This is a genomic window from Arthrobacter sp. Hiyo1 (genome assembly GCF_001263615.2).
GTDB lineage: Bacteria > Actinomycetota > Actinomycetes > Actinomycetales > Micrococcaceae > Arthrobacter.
On sequence record NZ_DF952473.1, the window covers coordinates 306,931 to 310,347 of the forward strand.

The 3,417-nt window shown below is 63.7% G+C and carries 4 protein-coding genes and 1 pseudogene; 1 reads left to right on the forward strand and 4 read right to left on the reverse strand.

The window, feature by feature from the left end:
* The 4 genes and pseudogenes from AHiyo1_RS27065 to AHiyo1_RS16930 all read right to left on the reverse strand — a co-directional run.
* A pseudogene (locus AHiyo1_RS27065) lies at positions 1-235 on the reverse strand (lipoate--protein ligase family protein); the annotation flags it as partial.
* The gene (locus AHiyo1_RS16920; protein WP_059389321.1) at positions 235-1,038 is read right to left on the reverse strand and encodes a thioesterase family protein; all 804 of its coding nucleotides are present in this window, start codon (positions 1,036-1,038) and stop codon (positions 235-237) included. The gene AHiyo1_RS16920 and the pseudogene AHiyo1_RS27065, both read right to left, overlap by 1 nt.
* A 32-nt stretch (positions 1,039-1,070) precedes the next feature.
* Positions 1,071-1,559 carry a DedA family protein gene (locus AHiyo1_RS16925; RefSeq protein WP_059389322.1) on the reverse strand — a complete coding sequence of 163 codons (489 nt, stop codon included), beginning with the start codon at positions 1,557-1,559 and terminating at the stop codon, positions 1,071-1,073.
* A gap of 72 nt (positions 1,560-1,631) precedes the next feature.
* Positions 1,632-1,826: a DUF1918 domain-containing protein gene (locus AHiyo1_RS16930; protein WP_059389323.1), complete on the reverse strand. Its 195-nt coding sequence runs from the start codon at positions 1,824-1,826 to the stop codon at positions 1,632-1,634.
* Between the two features lie 215 nt (positions 1,827-2,041).
* Between AHiyo1_RS16930 and AHiyo1_RS16935 the strand changes: the two genes are divergently transcribed.
* Positions 2,042-3,328, forward strand: a complete 1,287-nt coding sequence (locus AHiyo1_RS16935; protein ID WP_253257406.1) for a PDDEXK nuclease domain-containing protein — start codon at positions 2,042-2,044, stop codon at positions 3,326-3,328.
* Positions 3,329-3,417 lie beyond the last annotated feature (89 nt).

Consider the following 3,417-nt stretch of genomic DNA (forward strand, 5'->3'; position numbering starts at 1 on the left):
AACCCAGGTTCCGGCAGGCCTCGGACGCGGCCTGGAATCCCGGCAGCTTGGCATCGCGTTGCCCGAACGCCACCGTAGGCCGGGGCCTGTACATTCGGAGCGTCGGGCCGAGCAGCCCTCTGCGGGCACGGTTGAGGAGTTCGATCCCGAAGTCCAGGTCATCGGCGACTCCGAGGGATTCTTCCTGGCGCACTACCGTCAGCGTGCGCTGTGTCCGGGCGAGGTCCTCAACCATCAGCTCTTCCTCAGCGTGAGGATCTGCTCCGCGCGGCCGAAAGGGCCACTGATGTCGTGAAGCACGGTGGATGTGAGGCCGATGCCGTCGTTTCCGAAGGAGACCATATTGTCCAGGCCCAGCCATTCGCCCGCAGGTTCGCGGTACATGTGGATCTGCAGGTCAAGGTTGGGGAAGATGTAGCTGTTCTTTCCGGGTGAAACGCGCGCGGCAATACCGTTGGCTGTGTCCACGAGTCCGACCAGCCGCGCGAGATCGCGGCTGTCCGCAGCATCGGTGAGCGGATGCTCCGTGCGGATCCAGACTTTGCCGGAGCCTGCCCGGTGTCCTTCCGCTATCCGCATTTCGAGGGACCGGATGTAGCCACCCGGCCATACGCTCGCGCCGTCCCACGGCTTGCATTCGTCCGGGGCCGGCATTTCAACGTCTTCTATGGCGGCGACGGCACTCGTGTCGCTGGTCGCCATGCGCCAGGCGGTGGCACGGATAGCCACGCGTCCTGCCGCCGAGAGTTCCGCCTGGATCAATTCAATCGTCCTGCCGGGGCGGACCGTGGCCGTGGTGATGTCGAATTCGCCGCCGGGGATCAATCCGAGGATTTCGTAGCTGAGGCGGGCCATCCGGACGTCGTCGCGCGGCTCGTGGCGGAGCAGGGCATCAGCCAGGATGCCCGATGCAGGCGCCATGTGCTGCTCGTGCGGATTCCACGCCCCCTGGGCGTGGATGGTTGAGCGGAAGCGCCCATTCCCGAGCGATTCGTAGTAGAAGTCGCCTTCCGCAAGGTCCGGAAGCTCAATACTCAACGCCTGCCCTTTCGCCGGTCCGGTAATGGAACTCAGACCACTGTATCTTCTGGCGCCACAGCCGTCCGACGCCGACGTCGCATGACCAGGCAGACCGCCAATCCGGCAAGGATGAGGAACAGGAGCGCGGCGGCAAAAGGGGAGGCCGCCATGACGGCGAGCCAGGCATCCATCGCCGCGAGGCCGATGGTCGCGTAGACGAGGGCCCAGATACCGGAGCCTACAATTGCCGCAGGGAGATACCGGCTGAGTGGCATTCTCGCAGCCCCCGCGGCCAGGTTCACGGCGGTTTGGAGTCCGATAGTCAGGAAGGTCAGCACGACCGCGTAGGGACCAAAGCGCTGAATCAGGGCCTGCGCTTTGCTTGCTTTGGGGCGATGCAAGGCGCGTGCGAACCGCGTGCGTTCCATTCCGGCCGCTGCGCCGCGGCCGATCCAGTATGTCGCGTTGACCCGGACCATCACGACGGCGAAGAGCGCCGCAAGCGCCACTTCAAAGGGCAGGTCGAGGATCTGGTCCACGCGCGCCCTCCCCGGTCTCCTTCACAGCTAAGTCTTACCTTAGCTCACGAGGAAACACGGCCGGCCGGGCGGCTACGAGCTCCCGCCTGTGCGATCGATCGTGAAATCACCACCCGGATACAGGATGGTCTCGTGGCCATCGTCAAAACGGACGAAATACGGCGGCGCACCATTTGCGCCGCGGACTTCGATGATCTCGCCGTGCCGGTCGGACGCCCCGACCGTCCTGCCATGAATGATGATCCGATCTCCCTGGGCTGCTTCCACAGGAACCACCTCCCAGCATTCAGATTACGAGTGTTGGGCCGTCGTGGGAACAGGGTGCCGGCGGTCCACCCAGCTGGCTGAGCGGTGGCACGTCCCAGCTCCTAGATTGTCAGCCCTCTCCCGTACGTTCGACGAAATGGTCGCCGAACCGGTCGCCATGCGCCCAAGTCGCCCAACCGCCTAAGAAGCCCAACCGCCTAAGAAGAGGACAGCCAGTGCGAAGCCAAGAACTGAAACCGGAACAGACCACGACGGCGGCGGAAGCCGCGGCGTCGTTCGCTGCTCCCCCGGCGCGCACCTCCATGCCGGACTGGTACCCCGAGCTGCTTGCCAGTGTCTCCAAGGAAGTCGGCACGGGACGTTCACGGGCCATTTCCGCGGCGAACAAGGCGCTGCTTGCTTCCTATTGGTCCATCGGCAGGCAATTGGCGCAGCGGGAATCGGAGCAAGGCTGGGGCTCGAAAGTCGTCACCCGCCTGTCGGCAGACATACAAACCCGGTTTCCTGGATCCAAGGGATTCTCGCCAAGGAACCTCCGCTACATGAAGACTTTCGCCCAGGCTTGGCCGGAGTTCCCAATGTTGCAAGTGCCGCTTGCAACATTGCCCTGGTACCACCAGATCGCGCTGCTTGAGAAGCTCGACGACGCCGCGACCCGCCTCTGGTACGCGGCTGCCGCCGTCGAACACGGATGGTCGCGCAACGTCCTTGCCCATCAGATCGAAACGCGCCTCCATGAGCGCTCCGGGCAAGCAATAACCAACTTCAGCACCACCATGATGCCGGCGGACTCGGACCTTGCCCAACAAGCCACCAGGGACCCGTATGTGTTCGACTTCGTCGCCATGACAGACCGCCGCAACGAGCGGGAACTGGAGCTTCAACTCGTCCAACATGTGGAGAAGTTCCTCCTGGAACTGGGCCAAGGCTTCGCCTTTGTCGGCGAGCAGGTCCGGCTGGAAATCAACGGCGACGAGTTCTTCGCCGATCTCCTCTTCTATCACTTGAAGCTCCGCTGCTACGTAGTGATCGAGCTTAAGGCGGTGAAGTTCGAGCCCGGGTTTGTCGGCCAGCTAGGCATGTACATGTCGGCCGTGGACGATCTCCTGGCGCATCCCGATGACAAGCCAACCATCGGCCTCCTGCTCTGCAAGGAGAAGAACAACGTGGTGGCCGAGTACGCCCTGCGGGGAATCAACCTGCCCATCGGTGTCTCGGAATGGCAGAGCAAAATCATCGAATCGCTGCCGGAGGAACTCGCCTCGAGCCTTCCAAGCATCGAACTCCTCGAGCCGAACTGGCCGATGAACGGGCGAACGTCGCGTCCAAGGGACGCGCGCCTGCCGTGGAGGCTCAACCCAATCCGTGAACAGTGGCCCCGGCGCTGGGGTAACAAGCTTCCGCGACTGGCGGCTCAAGCTACTGGCGGTTCAAGGGACTGGCGGCTCAAGGGACTGGCGAGGGGAACTGCAGCTCAGGCCGTCGCTTGGCAACGTCGTTGAGAACGGTGGAGACCGCTTCCCTGACCACCTCCGCTTCGGCGCCCATTTCCCGAGCGGCGTCCAGCGCCACGGTGCGTGGCTCACAAACG